This is a genomic window from Bradyrhizobium ingae (assembly GCF_055791185.1).
The window spans coordinates 93,840-111,824 of record NZ_JBVUBB010000009.1 but is presented as its reverse complement, the minus strand read 5'-3'; the positions used below and the strand labels follow the sequence as shown (position 1 = coordinate 111,824).

Genomic DNA, 17,985 nt, shown 5'->3' with positions numbered 1-17,985 from the left:
ATCGGCTACGCCGTCATCATCGCGATGGCGGCGACCTCATTCGACCGCACGGCCGAGCTGCTCGGCCCCCGTGCCTGGCGCGCCCTACACCTTGTCGGCGGCTATTATCTCTGCTTCCAGTTCATGGTCTCGTTCGGCAAGCGCGTGCCGGCGATGCCGCTCCATGCGGTCTTCCTCGTCCCCCTCCTCGCCGTGATCGCACTGCGGCTGATCGCGATGGCAGCGACCCCACGCCCAAGGCCCGTCGCGCCCGTCTAGGCGTCCGGCGTTCGCATCTGCGATGGCCGCCAAGAATCTCGATCGGACGTCAGATCTTAAGTTGATGCAGCACGCGAAGTCGTCTTCGTCCGTTCGCACGAAGGATCACAGTGCGGATGAAGAGCCGAATCTTAGACTCTGAAGTCGCTGGCTTTTTGAAGACTGGAGTGCGAGGCGAAAAGCCTCAGAAACGGCGCGAGATCAAGAATGTGCTTTAAGCATCAATTCTTGGTCTTCAGGTCGCGCTTCAACATCGAAGAATTTGAATGAAGCACCAGCGCTTGGCGCTGAAGAGGAAAGCGCGAGATCGCGGCTAGCGATCTCGCGCCGGTTGTAGTCGCGAAGGTTTAAGATTTGGTTTGGCGAACGAGAGTGCGTCACTTGCTCGTCTCTCGTGTCCCGGACGCGGCGCAGCGCGCAAGCGGTGCACCGCAGAGCCGGGACCTATGGACCCCGGATCAGCAGCGCACCGCTTCGCACTCAGCTGCGTCCGGGGAACGCAAACCTCAGTTCTTCGACTTGTCGACCAGCGCGCCCTTCTTGATCCAGGGCATCATGTCGCGCAGCTTCGCGCCAACTTCCTCGATCGGGTGTGCCGCGAGCTTGGCACGGGTCGCCTTGAACGAGGTCTGGTTGACCTTGTTCTCGAGCATCCAGTCGCGCGAGAATTTGCCGGACTGGATGTCGTTGAGAACCCGCTTCATCTCCTTCTTGGTCTCGTCGGTGATGATGCGCGGGCCGGTGACGTACTCGCCATACTCGGCGGTGTTCGAGATCGAGTAGTTCATGTTGGCGATGCCGCCTTCATAGATCAGGTCGACGATCAGCTTCACCTCGTGGAGGCACTCGAAATAGGCCATCTCCGGCGCGTAGCCAGCCTCGACCAGGGTCTCGTAGCCGCCCTTGATCAGCTCGACCAGGCCGCCGCAGAGCACCACCTGCTCGCCGAACAGGTCGGTCTCGCACTCTTCCTTGAAGGTGGTCTCGATGATGCCGGCACGGCCGCCGCCGACCGCCGAAGCGTAGGACAGGCCGAGGTCATGGGCGTTGCCCGAGACGTCCTTGGCGATCGCGATCAGGCAGGGCACGCCGCCGCCGCGCTGGTACTCCGAGCGCACGGTGTGGCCGGGGCCCTTCGGCGCGATCATCAGCACGTCGAGATCGGCGCGCGGGTCGAGCAGGTTGAAGTGAACGTTGAGGCCATGGGCGAACACGAGGGCGGCGCCCTTCTTCATGTTGTCGTGCAGGTGCTCGCGGTAGATGTCGCCCTGAAGCTCGTCCGGGGTCAGCATCATGACGAGATCGGCCCATTTGGCGGCTTCGGCGACTTCCATCACCTTGAAGCCGGCGCCTTCCGCCTTCTTGACCGAGCCCGAGTCCTTGCGCAGCGCGATCGCCACGTCCTTGACGCCGGAATCGCGCAGGTTCTGGGCATGGGCGTGGCCCTGGCTGCCATAGCCGACGATGGCGACCTTCTTGCCCTTGATCAGGTTCAGGTCGGCGTCGCGATCGTAATAAACACGCATAGTCGTTTCCTCATTGAGGGCCGAAAATCGGCCAATGGTCAGGGTCCGAAGGTGAGATTTGCGGATTTCGGGGGCTGTCTAGAGCATTTTCCGCCCCGAAGGAAACCCGTTTCTGCATGGAAATCCGCGACATCATGCATCCATTAAAACGGGGTAGAGAGAGGCAAGCAGCAGGACCGCCATCACGATGTTGAAGGCGCGGACCAGCCGCTCGGAGGTCAGGACCGGCCGGAGCGCGCTCCCGAACAGCGCCCAGACCACCGTCGAGACCGTGCCGACGACCAGGCTGATCACGGTCTGGATGGCGATATTGACGGGAAATTGGGCAATCGCCGCATAGGCGGTGATGGTGCCGATCACGATCACCCAGCCCTTTGCGTTGATCCACTGGAACATGGCCGCGCCCCAGAAGGTCATCGGCCCCCTGCCCTTCTTCTCGCCCGGCTTGGCCGGACCGGAAAGGGCGATCGCGGCGGCCAGATAGATCAGATAGGCGGCGCCTGCATATTTCAGGATGGTCTGGAGGATCGGATAGGCGAGGAAGACCGTCCCCAGCCCCAGACCGACGGTTGCGACCATGAACGCGAAGCCGATGGTGATCCCGGCGATGTGCGGAATGGTGCGGCGGAAGCCATAGGTCAGGCCCGACGACAGCAGCATGATGTTGTTCGGCCCGGGGGTGAAGTACATCACGACCGCAAAGACGATGAAGGCATAGAGGAGCGACATCTTCACCTCACGCTGTCTTCGGCAGGACTTGCGGGCGCCTGGCAAGCACCATCACCGCGATGCCGCCGATCACGGTCAGCATGCCGGCGAGCCGCAACGGGCCGAACCGTTCGCCGAACACCACGCTGGACGCGGCCGAGCCCACGAACGGCACCAGCAGCGCGAACGGCACGACCTGGGCCGCCGGATAGTCGCGCAGCAGCCGGCCCCACAGCCAATAGGCGATGCTGGTCGAGACGCCGCCGAGCGCCACCATGCAGAGCGCCGTGGTCAGCGACATCTGCGTCAGCGCCTGCCAGGTCGGCGCGGGACCGTTGGCGACCAGCGCCAGCGCCAACAGCGGCACCGCCGACGTCAGGCACAGCCAGGCGAACAGGTCGAACATCGGCACGCCCCCGGGCGCCGCGCAGCAGGAGATTGCCGATCGCGAAAGAGATCGGCGAGATCATCAGCACCGCAAAGGCGCTGACGCTGAAATCATAGCCGACGGTGGCGCAGATCAGGAGAAGACCGAATGCGGCAATGGCGATACCCAGCATCTGCACCGGCGTCGGCCGTTCGCCGAAGGCGAGCACGGCAAAGCCGATGGTGAACAGCGCCTGACTCTGCACGACGACACTCGTGAGCCCCACCGGCACACCATGGGCGATGCCATAGGCCTGAGACAGGAACTGGCCCAAAAACAGCGTGAAGCTGATCGCGATCAGCAGTGGCCAGGCGATCTTGGGCTTGCGGATGAACAGGCAGGGGACCGCGGCAATCGAAAAGCGCAACGCCGTCATCAGCTCCGGCGGCAGTTCGTCAAGCGCCAGCCGGCTCGCCACGAAGGCAAGTCCCCAGACGATCGCCACCATGACGGCGATGAGGATGTCGGCCGGCTTCATTGTCGTATTTCTTCGGGCTCTGTTTCGTTGCGTATTCTTGTCGTTCAGCCTGATCGCCGGCGTTTACGTGGAAGGGGTGGGTTTGCGCAGCAGATAGGTGCCGTGCATCGGAGCGTGATAATCGGCCGAGACCAGCGTGAAGCCGACATCAGTCAGCATGCGCTCCATCACCCAGCCGAAGGTGGAATATTCGTCGCGCATGTGCGTGACGACGCTCTCGCGCGAAAACTCATGGTTCTTGATCTGGAACTCGGCCCATTGCTCGACGTCGCGCTCGGCCGCATCCGGCATCGAGACGAAGACGATATCGCGCAAATAGAAGCTCGCACCCGGCTTCAGCGCGCGGTAGATCCGCGACAGCGCCACCGCCTTCCAGAAATCCGGGAGATGATGCAGCGTGAACTCGCTGACGATCAGATCGTAGGATTCCGGCCGATAGGCGAAGCTGAGCAGGCCCGCCGACTGCGTCGCGACCTTGGCCTTGCGGTCGCGGGCATAGATCTCGGCAAGCGCCAGCATCGCCGGCGAGATATCGATGGCGTCGACCTCGGCGCCCATCAGCGCGGCCTCGGTCGCGAGCACGCCGTTGCCGCAACCGATGTCGGCGATGCGCCAGCCCCGCTGTACGCCGAGCATTTTCAGCGCGGCGCGCGCGCGCAGATCGGCGTCATCGTGGTTGTCGTAGATCGAGGCAACCGCGGGCTCGATGCCCATCCGGTTGCGTTCGTTGTAGTACCAGTCGCGCGCCAGCATGGTTCACATCCCTTCAGGCCCGCGGCCGATCGCGGCAACCCCGGTGCGCGACACCTCGACAAGGCCGATGGGGCGCATCAGATCGATAAACTGGTTGATCTTGTCCGTATTGCCGGTGATCTCGAACACAAAGCTCTCGGTGGTGGCGTCGATCACGCGAGCACGGAAGGCGTCCGCCAGGCGCAGCGCCTCGACGCGATGCTCGCCCTCTCCACGCACCTTCACCATGGCGAGCTCGCGCTCGATCGAGCGCCGGGTCTGCGTCATGTCGACGACGCGATAGACCGGGATCATGCGGTCGAGTTGATGCTTGATCTGCTGGATCACCATCGGCGTACCCGTGGTGACGATGGTAATCCGCGAGAGATGTTTTTGGGCTTCGGTCTCGGAGACCGTGAGGCTCTCGATGTTGTAGCCGCGCCCGGAGAACAGGCCGATGACGCGCGCAAGAACGCCCGGCTCGTTCTGCACGAGCACCGAGAGCGTATGCGTCTCGTTCGGATCGTGGCGGTCCTCGAGGAAATAGGCGGATGCGGGCTGGTTCATGGTGGTCCCCTCAAATGTCTCTCTCGTCATGCGCCGCGAAGGCGGGGCATCCAGTCATCACCGACGCCTGAGATTCCCACGACCGCCGCGGCGTACTGGATCGCCCGGTCCCGTCTCCGCCAAGGCTTCGACGAGGCTTGCGAACGCGGGCTCGCCGAAGCTTCAGCGAAGGCGGCAAGCCGGGCGATGACAGCGGTGTTGTTGCTCTGGCTCGCATCATTGTGCGACCGCCTTCCGGGTCGGCGCCTCCGCCCCGACCCATCGTTTGAACAGGTCGAAATCGATATTGCCGCCCGAGAGGACCAGCCCCACTCGTCTGCCCCCGAGCTTGCTCTTCTCCTGCAGCGCGGCCGCAAGCGCGGCGGCTCCGGCGCCTTCGGCAAGATTGTGCGTGTCGGTCCAATAGGCACGGATCGCCGTGCCCACCTCGTCATCCGTAACCTGCACGATGCGCGAAGCGCCCTTGCGGATGAGCGCGAGCGCGTCCGCGTCGGGAATGCGCGTGGCCATGCCGTCGGCCAGCGTGTTGCTGGTCTCCGTGGTCACGACTGTGCCGGCCGCGAACGACAGCGCGTATGACGGCGCCTCCGTCGACTGCACGCCGACGATCTCGGTCTTCAGGCCGAGCAGGTCACGCGCCATGATGCAGCCGCAGATGCCGGAGCCCTGGCCGATCGGCACGTAGAGAATGTCGAGGTCAGGTGCGGCCCGGAACAATTCGAGCGCATAGGTCGCAACGCCGAGCACGAGGTCCGGGTGGAACGACGGCACCATATGCAATCCGGCAAACTGCGCGCGGCGTTCTGCCTCCTCGCGCGCGGCCTGGAAGTCCTCGCCATGCTCGACGAGCTCGGCGCCAAAGGCCTTCATCGCACGGTTCTTCTCGACCGAGTTGCCGCGCGGCACGTAGATCACCGCGGGCACGCCGTGCCGGCTTGCGGCAAACGCCAGGCTCTGCCCGTGATTGCCCCGCGTCGCCGAGATGATGCCGGGCGTGTTCGGCCGCTCGCGCTTCAGCCGCTCGAGATAGACGAGCCCGCCGCGCACCTTGAAGGCGCCGATCGGCGTGTGGTTCTCGTGCTTGACCACGACGCGCGTGCCCAATCGCTCGGCGAGCAGCGGCCAGGCATGCGCCGGCGTCGCCGGCACCGCCTGCCCCACGATCGCATGTGCGCGCTCGAGCTCCTTCAGGTCGAACATCGCATCACACCAGGGCCTTGCCGCCGGCGAACGCGATTGCCGTGGCCTCGTCATTGGCCTGCTCCGGCAACAGCATCTCGTTATGCGCCTTGCCGGAGGGGATCATCGGGAAGCAGTTTTCGAGTGCCGCGACGCGGCAGTCGAACAGCACCGGACGCTTGACCGAGATCATCTCCTTGATTGCGCCGTCGAGATCGGCGGGCTTGTGCGCCTGGATGCCGACGCCACCATAGGCTTCCGCGAGCTTGACGAAATCCGGCAGCGCTTCGGAATACGAATGCGACAGCCGGTTGCCGTGCAGCAGTTGCTGCCACTGCCGCACCATGCCCATGTACTGGTTGTTCAGGATGAAGATCTTGATCGGCAGCTCGTACTGCACGGCCGTCGACATCTCCTGGATCGTCATCTGCACCGAGGCATCGCCCGCGATGTCGATGACGAGGCTGTCCGGGTGGGCCACCTGCACGCCGACCGCGGCCGGCAGGCCATAACCCATGGTGCCGAGACCGCCGGACGTCATCCAGCGATGCGGCTCCTCGAAGCCGAAGAACTGCGCCGCCCACATCTGGTGCTGGCCGACTTCGGTCGTGATGTAGACGTCCTTGCCGCGCGTCAGCTCGAACAGGCGCTGGATCGCGTGCTGCGGCAGGATGACGTCGTTGTTCTTCCTGAAGTACAGCGAATTGCGCGCACGCCATTGCGCGATCTGCTGCCACCAAGGCTTGATGTCGGGCTTCTTCGCCTCGGCCTTGAACACCTGGAGGATGTCGCCGAGGATGTTGCCGCAATCGCCGATGATCGGAATATCGACACGGATGTTCTTGTTGATCGACGACGGATCGATGTCGATGTGGATCTTCTTCGAGTTAGGGGAGAACGCATCGACGCGGCCGGTGATGCGGTCATCGAAGCGCGCGCCGACGCACAGCATGACGTCGCAGTCATGCATGGTCATGTTGGCTTCGTAAGTGCCGTGCATGCCGAGCATGCCGAGCCAGTTCTTGCCCGACGCCGGATAGGCGCCCAGGCCCATCAGCGTGGAGGTGATCGGGAAGCCCGTGACCTCGACCAGCTCGCGCAACAATTTTGAGGCTTCAGGCCCCGAATTGATCACGCCACCGCCGGAATAGATCACCGGGCGCTTGGCATTGGCGAGCAGCGAAACGGCTTTGCGGATCTGCATCGCGTCACCCTTCACGCGCGGCGCGTAGGAGACGTGCACGTCGGACTTGCGCGGCGGATGGTAGGTGCCGGTCGCGAATTGCACATCCTTCGGCACGTCGACCAGCACCGGGCCGGGCCGTCCCGAGGTTGCGACGTAGAACGCCTCGTGCAGCACTTTTGCGAGATCGTTGACGTCGCGCACCAGCCAGTTGTGCTTGGTGCAGGGCCGCGTGATGCCGACGGTGTCGCATTCCTGGAACGCGTCATTGCCGATCAGATGGGTCGGCACCTGGCCGGTGATGCAGACCAGCGGGATCGAATCCATCAGCGCGTCCGTCAGCGGCGTCACCATATTTGTGGCGCCGGGGCCGGAGGTCACCAGCACGACGCCCGGCTTGCCGGTCGAGCGCGCATAGCCTTCCGCAGCGTGGCCCGCGCCCTGCTCGTGCCGGACCAGGATGTGCTGGATCTCGCTCTGCTGGAAAATCTCGTCATAAATCGGAAGCACTGCGCCGCCGGGATAGCCGAAAAGATCCGTTACGCCATGATCGATGAGCGCGCGCACGATCATCGCGGCGCCGGTCATCTGGTTCGGATCGTGGCTGTTCTCGGTCATTGTCTTGCTCCGGATGCGCTGCTGTCAGCGGCTTCTTCGAGGTTTGGTTCGGGAAATAAAAAAGGGCCCCAAGAGGCCCCATGCGCACCGCTCGGTTTTGGATGGCCGCTAGCCATCCCCGGCGATGCGCCTGGGTACGACGACGATAAGGAGTTTGGTAATAATGTTACGCATGAGGTCGGCCCGGCTTCTCAAAGGTTGCGCGAAACATAGCGGCCAAAGCTCGGTTGTCAAGGCAATGCGGCCATTTTCGCGCGATTTCGAGAAGTGTAGCGGCGATCCGGCGGTTCGGCGAGGGGGAATTTGCTGCTGAGGCACAAAAGCTCGTCATTCCGGGGCGCTCGCGCAAAGCGAGCGAGCCCGGAATCCATAACCCCAGGCCGTGACGTGGCACGAAGCGGCGGCCGGCAGTGGCACGAACTCCTTGGGTTATGGGTTCCGAACTCGCGCTGCGCGCGCCCCCGAACGACGACCTGTGTAACTGGCTCGCGTCTCACCCAGCGTCCCGTGCCGAGCCGACCGCCACCAGCCGCGCCCTCGCCTCCTCCGGCTTCACCCATTCAAACTCGGGCAATTGGTGCCGGAACCAGGTGAATTGGCGCTTGGCATAATGGCGGGTATCGGCGCGGCCGATGGCAGCCGCCTCGTCCAGGCTGATTTCGCCGCGCAGGTGCCGGATCAGCACGGGCACGCCATGGGCCTTCATGGCCGGCAGCAGCGGATCGAGATCGCGCGCGGCGAGCTGCTCGACCTCCTGGAGCGCGCCGGCCCCAAGCATGGCGTCGAAGCGGGCATCGATGCGGGCGTAGAGCTCATCGCGCTCGGGGGCGAGGAACAGGGCGCTGAAACTATCTTCGGGCAACAGCGGCGGCTGGCCCTCGCGATGCCAGTCGAGCAGCGAGCGGCCGGTCGCCTCGATCACTTCGAGCGCGCGTGCGATGCGGGTGCGGTCGCGCACGTTCAGCCGCCCAGCGGCGGCCGGATCGCGACTGGCGAGTTCCGCATGCAGCGCCTCGACGCCGCCCTGCTCGAGCCGTGCGCGGACGGCGTCACGCACCTCGGGCCGGATCGGGGGCACCGTCGAGAGGCCCCTCGTCAGCGCCTTGAAATAGAGCCCCGTGCCGCCGATGAAGATCGGCAGGCGGCCTTGCGCCCAGGCCTCGGCCAGCACGATCGCCGCATCCGCGAGCCAGGCGCCGGCCGAAAAATTCACGGCCGCATCGACGTGGCCATAGAGACGGTGCGGGACCTGCGTCTCCTCGTCCTCCGTGGGGCGCGCCGTGATGACACGCAGATCGCGATAGACCTGCATGGAATCGGCATTGATCACGATGCCGCCGACACTCAGTGCAAGTTCGAGCGCCAGTGCCGACTTGCCGCTGGCGGTCGGGCCTGCGATAAGCACGGCCTTGCTCACTTGCCCCTCGCTCACGAAAACCTCAAATGTCCCTCGTCGCCACGCTGATCTGCAATCCCGATAGTCCCGCGCTCGACTCGACCATCGTCGACGGCGCGCGCGCCGTGCTGCCCTCGGCTGCGCCCGCGCATTGGCTGTTCGACGGCGTCGCGGTCGACATCCCCTTTGGCGCGCAGGATAACCTGGAAGGCGATCGTCACGCGATTGAACAGCGGTTGCGCGAGCTACGCGGCGACCTGCCGATCGACATCGTCGTGCAGCCTGCCGGCTTCCGGCGCAAGAGGCTTTTTCTCGCCGACATGGATTCCACCATGATCGGCCAGGAATGCATCGACGAGCTCGCCGACGTCGTCGGCGTCAAAGCGCACGTCGCAGGCATCACCGAGCGCGCCATGCGCGGCGAGATCGAGTTCGAGCCGGCGCTGCGCGAACGTGTCGCGCTGCTGAAGGGTCTGCCCGTCAGCGTGGTCGACGATGTGCTCGCAAAGCGCATCACGCTCACGCCGGGCGGCCGCACACTGGTCGCGACCATGCGCGCCAACGGCGCCTACACTTGCCTCGTCTCCGGCGGCTTCACGCTGTTCACGAGCGCGGTCGCCGCCAAGATCGGCTTCCAGGAGAACCGCGCCAACGAGCTGATCGTGCGCGACGGCAAGTTCACGGGCGAAGTGAAGGAGCCAATTTTGGGCCGCGCGGCGAAACTCGCGACACTGGTCGACCTGACGGAATCGTTCGATCTCGACGACATCGACACGCTGGTCGTCGGCGACGGCGCGAACGATCTCGCGATGATCCAGGCAGCCGGGCTGGGCGTCGCCTACCACGCCAAGCCCGCGGTCGCGGCTGCGGCGGCCGCGCGGATCGATCATGGCGATCTCACCGCGCTGCTCTATGCGCAGGGGTACAAGCGCGACGAGTTTGTGGAAGGGTAAGCCCGCGCTCCGTCGTCATGTCCGGGCTTGTCCCGGGCATCGACGTCTATCATCATCGGCGGCAGCGCGTGGATGGCCGGGACAAGCCCGGCCATGACGAGAGTTGAGAACGACGCTCTCCTTTACTGCACGCTCAGCGCAACAAACCGCAGCTCGCCGTCGCCGTTGGAGACGAGCAGCAGCACCGACTTCTTGCCGTCCTTCTTGAGCTGGTCGATGCGCTTCTGGACATCGGCACCGCTGGAGACCGCCTCCTGCGCCACCTCCACGATGACGTCGCCGGCCGAGAGCCGCTTCTCGGCGGCATCCGTATTGGCGTCGACATTCGTGACGACCACGCCCTTCACGGTATCTTTGATCTTGTAGCGCGTGCGCAGATCCTTGTTCAGCGTCGCCAGATCGAGGCCGAGCGCCTTTTGCGTCACCGGCTTCTCCGGCGCCGGCTCGTCGGTCTTCACAGCCGCCTGGACCTTGTCGGGATCCTGCAGGCGGCCGAGCTTGACGCGCTTGGTTTCCTCCTGGCCCTTGCGGATGACGATGACATCGACCTCCTTGTCGACCGCCGTATCGGCGACGACGCGGGAGAGATCCTTCGGGTCCTTGATGTCCTTGCCGTCGAACTTGACGACGACGTCGCCGGGCTCGATGCCGGCAGGCTTTGCCGGGCCCTTCTCGTCGACGCCGGCGACCAGCGCGCCGCGCGGCGGCTTGATGTTGAGGCTTTCGGCGATCTCGTCGGTGACCGACTGGATGCGCACGCCGAGCCAGCCGCGGCGCAATTCGCCGAACTGGCGAAGCTGGTCGACGACGCCCGCGACCGTCTTCGACGGCACGGCGAAACCGATGCCGATCGAGCCGCCGGAGGGCGAGATGATCAGCGTGTTGACGCCGATGACTTCGCCTTCGAGGTTGAACAGCGGACCGCCGGAATTGCCGCGGTTGATGGCGGCGTCGGTCTGGATGTAGCTGTCATAGGGACCGGACGAGATGTCGCGGTTCTTGGCCGAGACGATGCCGGCCGTCACCGTGCCCCCCAGGCTGAAGGGGTTGCCGATCGCGACCACCCAGTCGCCGAGCCTCAGCTTGTCGGAGTCGCCGAACTTCACTGAGACCAGCGGCTTCGGCGGCTTGAACTTCAACACCGCGAGGTCGGTCTTCTTGTCGACGCCAACGAGCTCGGCCTTGATCTTGGTGCCGTCGTTGAGAATGACGTTGATCTCGTCGGCATCCGCGATGACGTGATTGTTGGTCACGACGATGCCGGACGTGTCGATGATGAAGCCGGAGCCGAGCGAGTTGGTCTTGCGCGGCGGACCGTTGTCGCCGCGGTCGCCGCCCTTGCTGCCGCCGCCGGGACCGCGACGGTTCTTGAAGAAGTCGTCGAAGAACTCCTCGAAGGGCGAGCCGGGCGGCAGTTGCGGCATGGTGTTGGTGCCGCCGCCCTTGGCTTCGACGGTTTGTGAGGTCGAGATGTTGACGACTGCGTCGATCACCTTCTCGGCGACGTCGGCGATGCCCTCCGGTCCGCGCGCGTAAGCCGGCGAGCCGAACGCGCTGAGCGCGCCGACGGCGATCGCAGCCAGCCCAAGTCGCACACGATGGCGCAAGCGGGACGTGGCAATGGTGGCAGCGGTCATTGTGATCTCCGAAAGAGAATGAGGGATTCGCTCTCCAGACTGCGCTCGAACGGGGTGGCGGCGCAAGCACGGAGGTTAACGGGCCTCAAGACCCGGATAATACGGCGAAAAACCGGCAGCCTTGCTTCACTTTAGCGTTCGCGAGCGTTCGCGCAGGGACCATAGCGTCAGATGTGGCGCCGGATCGCCCAGATCAGGATCAGGCCGGCGACCGCCGAGCCGATACCGACGCCTCTCAGGATATGATCGGGCGTCGCCATTGCGCTCTTCATCGCCTTGCGCATCCAGGCCGGACTCGCCGCGAACATCAAGCCTTCCAGCACAAACAGGATGCCTAAGCCGATGAGGAAGTCGGCAAACGCTATGGACCTCATCGGACTGGAACCTCCCCTTGTGCCGTTCTTGTTCCGCGAAGGGGCGGCGTCGGCGCCGCCCCTGTTTCGTCTTATTGTTTCGGCGCCGCCTGCGCTTCGGCGCCCGCCTTGCCGCTCGGGCTACCGAAGTACCGGAAGAAATCCGAGTTCGGCCGCAGCAGATAGCGGGTGTCGCTCGAGCGTAGCCCGGTCTCATAGGCCGACATCGAACGGAAGAAGGCGAAGAAGTCCTGGTCCTTGCCGTAGGCTTCGGCGAACAGCCGGGTACGTTCCGCATCGCCTGCGCCGCGGGTCTGCTCGGCCTGCGAATTGGCTTCCGCGATGATCACGGTCGCCTCACGATCGGCCTTGGAGCGGATCTCCTGCGCCTTCTGGCCACCCTGTGCACGGAACTCGGCGGCCTCACGCTGGCGCTCGGTCTTCATCCGGTCGTAGACCGCCTGGCTGTTCTGCTCGGGCAGGTCGGCGCGGCGAATGCGAACGTCGACGACCGAGATACCGTAGCCGTCGGCTTCGCGGTCGAGCTGCTCGCGGATGCGGCCCATCAGCTTCTCGCGCTCGTCGCGCACCACCGTAATGAAGGTGACCTCGCCGAGCACGCGGCGCAGCGCCGCGTTCAGCAGCGTCGTGAGCTGGAGATTGGCCGCCTGGATCGAGCCAACGCTCTGATAGAAGCGCAGCGCGTTCTTGATGCGGTAGCGTGCAAAGGCGTCGACAACGAGCCGCTTCTGGTCGGAAGCGATCACTTCCTGCGACGGGTTTTCCAGATCGAGGATGCGCTTGTCGATGCTGATCACGCTGTCAATGAACGGCGCCTTGAAGTTCAACCCGGGCTCGGTGACGACCTTGACGGGCTCGCCGAGACGAACGACGAGCGCCTGCTCGGTCTGCTGCACCGTGAAGACCGAGCTGTAGGCCACGATCAGGACGAGCAGCAGGACGATCAGCGAGACGATGCCTGTAACCGGAGACCTCATCGCGTGCCTCCGCCCTGCTGGCCGGAGGTGGCCGGCGGCCGCTTCGCCGTCAGCTCGCTGAGCGGAAGGTACGGCACGACGCCGCCTTGTCCCGTCGCAGCGCCGTCATAGACGAGCTTTTCCGAGCCGCCGAGCACACGCTCCATCGTCTCCAGATAGATCCGTTCACGCGTCACGTCGGGGGCCTTCTTGTATTCCTCGTACACTTTCAAAAAGCGCGCGCTCTGGCCCTTGGCCTCGGCGATCACTTGTTCCCTGTAGCCCTCGGCGGCCTGGAGGATCTGCGCGGCGCGGCCGCGCGCTTCCGGGACGACACGGTTGGCGTAGGTCTGGGCCTCGTTCTGCAACCGCTCGAGGTCGGCACGCGCCGCCTGCACGTCGCGGAAGGCGTCGATGACCTGCGCCGGCGGGTCGACCTTCTGCATCTGCACCTGGGTGATCTGAATGCCGGAGCCGTAACCGTCGAGCGTCCTCTGCATCAGTTCCTGCACGCCCTGCTCGGTGGTGTTCCGGGCGCCCGTCAGGATCGGCTGAATCTGCGAGCGGCCGATCACCTCGCGCATCGCGCTTTCGGCGACCGCCTTCACGGTGCCCTCGGGATTCTGGATGTTGAACAGGAAGTCGCCGACGCCGTCGGGCTTGATACGCCAGAGCACGGTGAAGTCGACGTCGACGATGTTCTCATCGCCGGTCAGCATCAGGCTCTCTTCCGGCACGTCGCGGATGGTACGGCCGCGCCTGGAGGGATCGTCGATCAGCGTCATGCCGATGGAAATGGTCGAGACCCGCAGTGCCTTGGGCAGCAGCACCGTCTCGATCGGATAAGGCAAATGATAGTTGAGGCCCGGCTGCACGGTGCGCACATGCTTGCCGAAGCGCAGGACGACGCCGAGCTCTTCCGACTGGACGCGGAAGAAGCCCGAGGCGAGCCAGATCGCGACGATGAACAGCACGATGACGGTGATGCCGATGCCGCTGAAATAACCGCCGGGCAGAAGCTGCTGGAGGCGGTCCTGGCCGCGCCGGAGAAGATCTTCCAGATCCGGCGGCCTTGGTCCGACCGGTTGCGGGCCTGTGCCCCATGGCCCTTTCGAGCCCGAGCCCCAAGGGCCACCGCCCTGATTCTTCCACGGCATTCGACAGTCTCCTCGGCAGGGTCTGGAATTGCCCCCCGCCCGCTTTGTCCGGTCCGGCTTTATAGGGGACGCCTTGCCCCCTTACAACGCGCGCCTGACCGCCTCCGAGCTATGCCGCGCTGAGGAAATGTCAATGTAAACATTGGTAAAAGCGGTTAATGTTGCGGCCGCCGACGATATGTCACATAGGAGAAATCGGCGCTGTCATCGCCTCCGGCAGGATGACGGACACGCGCGACCTCCTCCCACTCCGTCTTGCTGATCTCGAAAACAGTGTCGCCCTCGGGCCGCGCATGCACCTCGGTGACTTCGAGGCGGTCGGCGCGATCGAGCCATTGCCGGTAGATCTCGGCGCCGCCGATCACCGCAATCTCGGCAACCGAGCGCCGCAGGGCATCGCCCCGCGCGATCGCATAGGCATCCGCTGCGGACGTGGTCACGACGGCACCAGCCGCGCGAAAGCTCGCATCGCGGGTGATGACGATGTTGGAGCGCCCCGGCAGCGGCCGCGGCAGCGACTCGAAGGTCTTGCGGCCCATCACCACGGGCTTGCCGATGGTGAGCGCCTTGAAGCGCTGCATGTCGGACTTCAGCCGCCACGGGATCGCATTTCCGGCGCCGATGACGCCGTTCTCGGCGATGGCAACCACGAAGATGATCTCCATCACGGCGCCTTCCCTGCAAGCCGCGTCAAGGCAGCACCGCTGACGCGGCACAGCGTCCAGTCATCCATCATGACGGCGCCAAGCGACTTGTAGAACGCGATCGACGGCGCGTTCCAGTCCAGCACCGCCCATTGCAGCCGTGACCAGCCGTTGTCGACGCATTCCTTCGCGAGATAGTTTAGCAGGGCCTTGCCAATGCCCTTGCCGCGATGCGAGGGCCGCACGTAGAGGTCCTCGAGATAGATTCCGTGCCGGCCGCTGAAGGTGGAGAAATTGACGAACCACGCAGCGAAGCCGACCGCTTCGCCCTTCCACTCGGTGATCGCGCAATAGAGTCGCGGGTTCTCGCCGAACAGCGCGTCCGCGATCATCGCTTCCGTCGCTTCCACCTCGTGCGTGAGCTTCTCGTACTCGGCGAGCTCGCGGATGAAGGAGAGAACGAGTCCGGCTTCACCCGGGCGCGCACGGCGGATGTTGAGCGACATTCGCTAAAGCGCAATGGTTTCGGGTTGAATCATCATCGCGCTTTCTTTCTTGCGCATGATCTCCGCGCAAACGCTCTGCGTTTGTCGCGAGGAAAACCGCTGCGCACTTTTCCGGATCATGCGCTATACGGCGACTTCCGCCTTGATATGCGGATGCGGGTCGTAGCCGACGAGCTCGAAATCCTCGAAGCGGAAGGAGAAGATGTCCTTCACGTCCGGATTGATCCGCATCACCGGCAGCGGACGCGGCGTCCGCGTCAGTTGCAGCCGCGCCTGTTCCAGGTGATTGGAATAGAGATGCGTGTCGCCGAGCGAGTGCACGAAGTCGCCGGGCTTCAGGCCCGTGACCTGCGCGACCATCATGGTGAGCAGCGCATAGGAGGCGATGTTGAAGGGCACACCGAGGAAGACGTCGGCCGAGCGCTGATAGAGCTGGCACGACAATTTGCCGTTTGCGACATAGAACTGGAACAGCAAATGGCAGGGCGGCAGCGCCATCTTCTCGACATCTGCCGGATTCCAGGCCGTGACGATCAGCCGGCGCGAGTCCGGGTTTTTCTTGATCATGTCGACGACATTGGCGATCTGGTCGATGCTGCGCCCGTCGGCTGTGGGCCAGGAGCGCCACTGATGACCGTAGACCGGCCCGAGATCGCCATTGGCATCCGCCCATTCGTCCCAGATGGTGACGCCGTTGTCGCGCAGATATTTGATGTTGGTGTCGCCCTTCAGGAACCACAACAGCTCGTGCACGATCGCCTTCAACGGCAACCGCTTGGTGGTCAGCATCGGAAAACCGGCCGACAGGTTGAAGCGCATCTGATGTCCGAACACCGACAGCGTGCCGGTGCCGGTCCGGTCGCGCTTCTCGGCGCCGTCCGAAAGAATCCGCTCGAGCAGGTCCTGATACTGGTGCATGTGCGTGCGCTATGGGCCTTTTGGGAGGTCGGCGAACTTAGCGGCCGGCCCCGTGCTGCGACAGCAGCGATTCGCTGCCTCGCACAGATTATACCCGGAAAAGTGAGCCTTCCGCCGGCAAACGACAAGGGGCGGAACTTGCGCCCCGCCCCTGTCCTACCCTCTTGATAATACTGGCCAAGTTCGCGAGCGCCGGCCTCAGTTCTCCGATTCCGTGAACACCTCGTCGCGCTTGGCGCGCAACACCGGCAGAATCGTGAGCACCAGGAGGCCGGCTGCGATCGCGAGCAGCACGGCCGAGAGCGGCCGCGTCACGAACACGCTCCAGTCGCCGCGCGAGATCAGCAGCGCACGGCGCAGGTTCTCCTCCATCAGCGGTCCGAGCACCATGCCGAGCAGCAGCGGTGCCGGCTCGAAATCGTGCTTGATCAGCCAGTAGCCGACGAGGCCGAATACGCCTGCGAGAATGACGTCGACCGGCGCGTTGTTCACCGAGTAGATGCCGATCGCGCAGAAGATCACGATCGAGGGGAACATGAGCCGATAGGGCACGCGCAACAGGCGGACCCAGATGCCGACCAGCGGCAGGTTGATGATGATCAGCATCAGGTTGCCGATCCACATCGAGGCGATCATGCCCCAGACGAGGTCCGGCTGCTTCTGCATCACCTGCGGGCCCGGCACGATGCCGTGAATCGTCATCGCGCCGACCATCAGCGCCATCACCGCATTCGGCGGGATGCCGAGCGTGAGCAGCGGGATGAAGGAGGTCTGCGCCGCCGCGTTGTTGGCGCTCTCCGGCGCGGCCACGCCCTCGATTGCGCCGCGGCCGAACCGCGACGGATTCCTCGCGATCTTCTTCTCCAGCGTATAGGAGGCGAAAGACGCGATGACGGCGCCGCCGCCGGGGAGGATGCCGAGGATCGATCCGAGGACGGTGCCGCGTCCGATCGCGGGCGCCGAGTCGATCAGGTCTTTCCTGGTGGGCATCAACCCCGTGATCTTCTGCTGCACGAGATCGCGATTCATCTCCGCGCCGGCGTCGAGGTTGCGGATGATCTCGGCAAAGCCGAACACGCCCATCGCCACTGTCGCGAAGCCGAGACCGTCCGCGAGCTCCGGGATATTGAACGCCATGCGCGAGGCACCGGTCTCGATGTCGGAGCCGACCATCGACAGCAGCAGGCCGAACACGATCATTGCAATCGCCTTGAGCACCGAACCTTTCGCCAGCACCACGGCGAAGATCAGGCCGAGCACCATCAGCGAGAAGTATTCGGCCGGACCGAAGGCCAGCGCGAGCTTTGTGAGCGGCGCGCCGAGGACCGCGATCAAAACGGTCGCAACGCAGCCGGCGAAGAACGAGCCGATCGCCGCAATCGCCAGCGCCGGACCGGCACGGCCCTGCTTGGCCATCTGATGGCCGTCGATGGCCGTGACGACGGAGGTCGCTTCACCGGGGATATTGACCAGGATCGAGGTGGTCGAGCCGCCATATTGGGCGCCGTAGTAGATGCCGGCGAGCATGATCAGCGCGCCGACCGGCGGCAGACCGAAGGTGATCGGCAGCAGCATGGCGACCGTTGCGACGGTGCCGATACCCGGCAGCACGCCGACCAGCGTGCCGACGAGGGCCCCGATCAGGCACATGAGGATGTTGATCGAGATCGGAAGCGACAAACCGTAGAGCCACCAGGGTGACCACCAGCTGATTTGAAACACGACACCGAAACCGAGACCGAGATTGTGAAAGAGATCGAGCATCACG

The 17,985-nt window shown here is 64.4% G+C and carries 17 protein-coding genes and 1 pseudogene; 2 read left to right on the top strand and 16 right to left on the bottom strand.

What is annotated here, in order from left to right; all coding sequences use genetic code 11:
• Positions 1 to 24 precede the first annotated feature (24 nt).
• Positions 25 to 258: a hypothetical protein gene (locus tag ACV1FX_RS16220; RefSeq protein WP_473118553.1), complete on the top strand. Its 234-nt coding sequence runs from the start codon at positions 25 to 27 to the stop codon at positions 256 to 258.
• Between the two features lie 506 nt (positions 259 to 764).
• Here ACV1FX_RS16220 and ilvC read toward each other — a convergent pair.
• From ilvC to miaA, 8 genes and pseudogenes are all read right to left on the bottom strand, one after another.
• A complete protein-coding gene (ilvC, locus tag ACV1FX_RS16215; RefSeq protein WP_473118552.1) occupies positions 765 to 1,784 on the bottom strand; it encodes a ketol-acid reductoisomerase in 1,020 nt (339 codons plus the stop codon).
• A gap of 132 nt (positions 1,785 to 1,916) precedes the next feature.
• Positions 1,917 to 2,513, bottom strand: a complete 597-nt coding sequence (locus tag ACV1FX_RS16210; protein ID WP_473118551.1) for a LysE family translocator — start codon at positions 2,511 to 2,513, stop codon at positions 1,917 to 1,919.
• Between the two features lie 7 nt (positions 2,514 to 2,520).
• Positions 2,521 to 3,397 (bottom strand): annotated as a pseudogene (locus ACV1FX_RS16205) (EamA family transporter).
• A 63-nt stretch (positions 3,398 to 3,460) separates the two neighbouring features.
• Positions 3,461 to 4,150 carry a class I SAM-dependent methyltransferase gene (locus ACV1FX_RS16200; protein ID WP_473118550.1) on the bottom strand — a complete coding sequence of 230 codons (690 nt, stop codon included), beginning with the start codon at positions 4,148 to 4,150 and terminating at the stop codon, positions 3,461 to 3,463.
• Positions 4,151 to 4,153: 3 nt separating this feature from the next.
• Positions 4,154 to 4,696 carry an acetolactate synthase small subunit gene (gene ilvN, locus ACV1FX_RS16195; protein ID WP_458144177.1) on the bottom strand — a complete coding sequence of 181 codons (543 nt, stop codon included), beginning with the start codon at positions 4,694 to 4,696 and terminating at the stop codon, positions 4,154 to 4,156.
• 216 nt (positions 4,697 to 4,912) lie between these two features.
• Positions 4,913 to 5,896, bottom strand: a complete 984-nt coding sequence (locus ACV1FX_RS16190; protein WP_473118549.1) for a threonine dehydratase — start codon at positions 5,894 to 5,896, stop codon at positions 4,913 to 4,915.
• A gap of 4 nt (positions 5,897 to 5,900) precedes the next feature.
• On the bottom strand, positions 5,901 to 7,676 hold the full coding sequence (locus tag ACV1FX_RS16185; protein WP_473118548.1) for an acetolactate synthase 3 large subunit: 1,776 nt from the start codon (positions 7,674 to 7,676) through the stop codon (positions 5,901 to 5,903).
• A 493-nt stretch (positions 7,677 to 8,169) separates the two neighbouring features.
• Entirely contained in the window at positions 8,170 to 9,108 is a 939-nt protein-coding gene (gene miaA, locus ACV1FX_RS16180) for a tRNA (adenosine(37)-N6)-dimethylallyltransferase MiaA (protein WP_473118547.1), read from the bottom strand.
• An 11-nt stretch (positions 9,109 to 9,119) separates the two neighbouring features.
• On the opposite strand from miaA, the gene serB reads away from it, so the two are divergent.
• Positions 9,120 to 10,025: a phosphoserine phosphatase SerB gene (gene serB / locus ACV1FX_RS16175; RefSeq protein ID WP_473118546.1), complete on the top strand. Its 906-nt coding sequence runs from the start codon at positions 9,120 to 9,122 to the stop codon at positions 10,023 to 10,025.
• 122 nt (positions 10,026 to 10,147) lie between these two features.
• Here serB and ACV1FX_RS16170 read toward each other — a convergent pair whose 3' ends face one another.
• From ACV1FX_RS16170 to ACV1FX_RS16135, 8 genes are all read right to left on the bottom strand, one after another.
• On the bottom strand, positions 10,148 to 11,662 hold the full coding sequence (locus ACV1FX_RS16170) for a Do family serine endopeptidase (RefSeq protein ID WP_473118545.1): 1,515 nt from the start codon (positions 11,660 to 11,662) through the stop codon (positions 10,148 to 10,150).
• A 167-nt stretch (positions 11,663 to 11,829) separates the two neighbouring features.
• Entirely contained in the window at positions 11,830 to 12,036 is a 207-nt protein-coding gene (locus ACV1FX_RS16165) for a DUF2065 domain-containing protein (protein ID WP_473118544.1), read from the bottom strand.
• Positions 12,037 to 12,107: 71 nt separating this feature from the next.
• On the bottom strand, positions 12,108 to 13,013 hold the full coding sequence (gene hflC, locus ACV1FX_RS16160; RefSeq protein WP_473118543.1) for a protease modulator HflC: 906 nt from the start codon (positions 13,011 to 13,013) through the stop codon (positions 12,108 to 12,110).
• On the bottom strand, positions 13,010 to 14,149 hold the full coding sequence (gene hflK / locus ACV1FX_RS16155) for an FtsH protease activity modulator HflK (RefSeq protein ID WP_473118542.1): 1,140 nt from the start codon (positions 14,147 to 14,149) through the stop codon (positions 13,010 to 13,012). The genes hflC and hflK overlap by 4 nt, the downstream gene beginning before the upstream one ends.
• 155 nt (positions 14,150 to 14,304) lie before the next feature.
• The gene (locus ACV1FX_RS16150) at positions 14,305 to 14,814 is read right to left on the bottom strand and encodes a dihydrofolate reductase (protein ID WP_473118677.1); all 510 of its coding nucleotides are present in this window, start codon (positions 14,812 to 14,814) and stop codon (positions 14,305 to 14,307) included.
• Positions 14,814 to 15,299, bottom strand: coding sequence for a GNAT family N-acetyltransferase (locus ACV1FX_RS16145; protein WP_473118541.1), 486 nt, complete (start codon positions 15,297 to 15,299; stop codon positions 14,814 to 14,816). The genes ACV1FX_RS16150 and ACV1FX_RS16145 overlap by 1 nt, the downstream gene beginning before the upstream one ends.
• Before the next feature lie 123 nt (positions 15,300 to 15,422).
• Positions 15,423 to 16,217, bottom strand: a complete 795-nt coding sequence (locus ACV1FX_RS16140; RefSeq protein WP_473118540.1) for a thymidylate synthase — start codon at positions 16,215 to 16,217, stop codon at positions 15,423 to 15,425.
• Positions 16,218 to 16,415: 198 nt separating this feature from the next.
• A complete protein-coding gene (locus ACV1FX_RS16135; protein ID WP_473118539.1) occupies positions 16,416 to 17,981 on the bottom strand; it encodes a tripartite tricarboxylate transporter permease in 1,566 nt (521 codons plus the stop codon).
• Positions 17,982 to 17,985: the final 4 nt, after the last annotated feature.

Bases quoted from the DNA above. Each gene is read 5' to 3' on its own strand.
- ACV1FX_RS16220 (WP_473118553.1), top strand. From the start codon at position 25: ATGGCGGCGACCTCATTCGACCGCACGGCCGAGCTGCTCGGCCCCCGT.
- ilvC (WP_473118552.1), bottom strand. From the start codon at position 1,784: ATGCGTGTTTATTACGATCGCGACGCCGACCTGAACCTGATCAAGGGC.
- ACV1FX_RS16210 (WP_473118551.1), bottom strand. From the start codon at position 2,513: ATGTCGCTCCTCTATGCCTTCATCGTCTTTGCGGTCGTGATGTACTTC.
- ACV1FX_RS16200 (WP_473118550.1), bottom strand. From the start codon at position 4,150: ATGCTGGCGCGCGACTGGTACTACAACGAACGCAACCGGATGGGCATC.
- ilvN (WP_458144177.1), bottom strand. From the start codon at position 4,696: ATGAACCAGCCCGCATCCGCCTATTTCCTCGAGGACCGCCACGATCCG.
- ACV1FX_RS16190 (WP_473118549.1), bottom strand. From the start codon at position 5,896: ATGTTCGACCTGAAGGAGCTCGAGCGCGCACATGCGATCGTGGGGCAG.
- ACV1FX_RS16185 (WP_473118548.1), bottom strand. From the start codon at position 7,676: ATGACCGAGAACAGCCACGATCCGAACCAGATGACCGGCGCCGCGATG.
- serB (WP_473118546.1), top strand. From the start codon at position 9,120: ATGTCCCTCGTCGCCACGCTGATCTGCAATCCCGATAGTCCCGCGCTC.
- ACV1FX_RS16170 (WP_473118545.1), bottom strand. From the start codon at position 11,662: ATGACCGCTGCCACCATTGCCACGTCCCGCTTGCGCCATCGTGTGCGA.
- ACV1FX_RS16165 (WP_473118544.1), bottom strand. From the start codon at position 12,036: ATGAGGTCCATAGCGTTTGCCGACTTCCTCATCGGCTTAGGCATCCTG.
- hflC (WP_473118543.1), bottom strand. From the start codon at position 13,013: ATGAGGTCTCCGGTTACAGGCATCGTCTCGCTGATCGTCCTGCTGCTC.
- hflK (WP_473118542.1), bottom strand. From the start codon at position 14,149: ATGCCGTGGAAGAATCAGGGCGGTGGCCCTTGGGGCTCGGGCTCGAAA.
- ACV1FX_RS16150 (WP_473118677.1), bottom strand. From the start codon at position 14,814: ATGGAGATCATCTTCGTGGTTGCCATCGCCGAGAACGGCGTCATCGGC.
- ACV1FX_RS16145 (WP_473118541.1), bottom strand. From the start codon at position 15,299: ATGTCGCTCAACATCCGCCGTGCGCGCCCGGGTGAAGCCGGACTCGTT.
- ACV1FX_RS16140 (WP_473118540.1), bottom strand. From the start codon at position 16,217: ATGCACCAGTATCAGGACCTGCTCGAGCGGATTCTTTCGGACGGCGCC.
- ACV1FX_RS16135 (WP_473118539.1), bottom strand. From the start codon at position 17,981: ATGCTCGATCTCTTTCACAATCTCGGTCTCGGTTTCGGTGTCGTGTTT.